This is a genomic window from Arenibacter sp. F26102, from assembly GCF_023015865.1.
Classification (GTDB): domain Bacteria; phylum Bacteroidota; class Bacteroidia; order Flavobacteriales; family Flavobacteriaceae; genus Arenibacter.
The window spans coordinates 1-2,402 of record NZ_JALKBC010000044.1 but is presented as its reverse complement, the minus strand read 5'-3'; the positions used below and the strand labels follow the sequence as shown (position 1 = coordinate 2,402).

Annotated in this window: 2 protein-coding genes; both read right to left on the bottom strand. The window is 51.9% G+C overall.

From position 1 onward, the window contains the following. Positions 1 to 264 precede the first annotated feature (264 nt). Complete coding sequence (locus tag MWU78_RS22155; protein ID WP_247001987.1) at positions 265 to 1,410, bottom strand: IS91 family transposase; 1,146 nt, start codon at positions 1,408 to 1,410, stop codon at positions 265 to 267. Positions 1,411 to 1,412: 2 nt separating this feature from the next. After that, the gene (locus tag MWU78_RS22150; protein WP_247001985.1) at positions 1,413 to 2,141 is read right to left on the bottom strand and encodes a tyrosine-type recombinase/integrase; all 729 of its coding nucleotides are present in this window, start codon (positions 2,139 to 2,141) and stop codon (positions 1,413 to 1,415) included. Positions 2,142 to 2,402: the final 261 nt, after the last annotated feature.

Here is a 2,402-nt window from a genome sequence, read left to right as displayed (position 1 = left end):
ACAATAACTAAGCGTTCGTGTGGTCGGTACGGCCAAACATGAACGCAGTGTTGACTGAACCGGGTCCGGTTGTCCCTTACTATGGGGATTGCTATGGTTTAATGGAGTTTTTCAGATGGAACTTGTTGCCAGAGCGGGCCCTTAATTTGGTGGTCGCCCCTTTTCCCCGTCTGTCCTGGTGCCTTTTTTGATTTCCTTGGCCCATTTTACTCTCCGGAGCGGCCTTTCCCTCCCGTTATTTTAATTTTGGCCATGGGCCTCCCCTTACGCTTCTTGTAGCGTTGTCCTTGGGGTACTTTTTTTCAAACGGTCCGACCATGCTTTGGGCGGGCCACGGCTGTCGAATACTGTTACTGTCACCATAATCCCGATCTGGCAGTAAGGACAGCGGCGATGTTTTAAGGGAGGCCGTCCATTGGGCACTGGACTGCCCAGGACCTGTTGCAGTAAAGGAACCAGTGCCTTCTTTCTGGAACTGCTCAGGATCCCATAATGGCGTATACGCACGAACCCTTTGGGCAGGATGTGCAGGGCGAACCTGCGGACGAACTCGGCATCCGTTAATCGCAGTAAGGATTTCCTTCCCCCGTGACGGTAATCCTTTACAGAAAAAGTAACGCCCCGACCGTCCAAATTCTTTATCCGATGGTTACCGATGGCAATCTTGTGGGTATATCGGCCAAGATATTCTACCACTTGTGCCGGCCCTAAAAACGGACGCTTGCAATAGACCACCCACTCATTTTTGAACAGGCTTTCACAAAATCCGCAGGGCAGTTCTTTTTTCAGACTTTTTCGCAGCCCTGCCACGAACCGGGCTCTAAATACATTGCTCATTGCCTTTACGGGAAACAGATATTTTCCTTTGTTCCCAGCGGGTTTCCATTTGCCCGATCTTGAAATCCCACCTCCCGGTACAATGCAGTGCAGGTGCGGGTGAAGGGATAAATTTTGGCCCCAGGTATGCAGGATGGCGACCATTCCCGGGTCGGCCCCCAAAAACTTGTGGTTGGATGAAAAACCCTGGATTACCTGCCATGCCGTTTTGAACAATAAACGATACACCTGCTCCGGTCGGTAAAGACACAGACGGTTAAGTTCTGCCGGGAGGGTAAAGACTACATGGAAGTAAGGGACGTTCAGCAGTTCGGCCTCCCTTGCCCTGATCCATTGTTCCCGTTTGTGTCCCTGGCACTTGGGACAATGGCGGTTCCGGCAACTGTTGTAGCTAAGGTGCAGCCTATGGCAGTCCGGGTTGTCGCAACGGTCTATATGCCCGCCCAACGCTGCGGTACGGCATTTGCGCAGGGCATGCAGGGTCCTTAGCTGCCAGCTATTGGCACAAAGGCCGGCCAGGTGTTCCCTGTTGCGCTCCAATACCTGTGCCACTTCATAAGCGGCGCGTTCCATGGCTATTTATTGTAAAGCCGCTCCAACGGGCTGAACGGCCTTTGCCTGCCCAATCGTGCCACATGCAGGTAGGTGAGCGTAGTCTGGATATCCACATGCCCCAACAGGTCCTTGACACTGATGATGTCCAGCCCCATTTCCAATAGATGGGTCGCATAGCTGTGCCGCAGGCTATGGGTGGTGACCTCTTTTTGGATACCGCTGTGTTTCCGTGCTTCCTTAACGATCCATTGCACTCCCCTGGCGGAGAGCGCGACCGGACCGCCCTTGCTGTCATTGCCGTTAAAGCACCAAGTGACAGGGCTTTCCGCCGAGATGTATTTCCTTAGGCCCCGGACCTGCATCGCGCACAATGGGACATAGCGGTCCTTCCTCCCCTTCCCCTGGCGGATGTGCAGCATCATCCTCTCAAGATCCAGATCCTTCAGCTGTAGGTTGCAGAGTTCAAAGTTGCGAAGGCCGCAGCCATAGAGCATGGCCAGGACCAAACGGTGCTTCAACAGTTTAGGGGCCCTGAGCAACTGCTTTACCTCGTTATGGCCCAATACTACCGGTAGCTTCTTGGGCCGTTCGATCGAAGGCAGCACCACACGCATCCCCTTCATTCCCGAGATACGGTATGCATATCTCAGACCATAGACGGTATGCTTGAAGAAACTCTCCGATGGGGTCTTGTGCTGCGATTTTAGGATATGAAGGTAATCAAGGATCTGTTCCTCGTCAAGGTCCAACGGACTGCATTTGAAGTGAATAGCAATGTGCGCCAGACATCTGGCGTAGTTGGTAAGGGTACTTTGGCTTTTGCCGGCCAGTTCTACGGAACGTTTTAATTTATGGTAGAGTTCGTTGAACCCGGATACGGAATTACAGGCCCTATCAATGAGGGTGCTACTTTTTTTTCATAACTTTAAATTTTATGATTAAACCTATCCTAAAGGTAGTGAACGGCAGGGTAACACTTGCTTGAAGCTACCTTTAGGTTTAGTTCAACA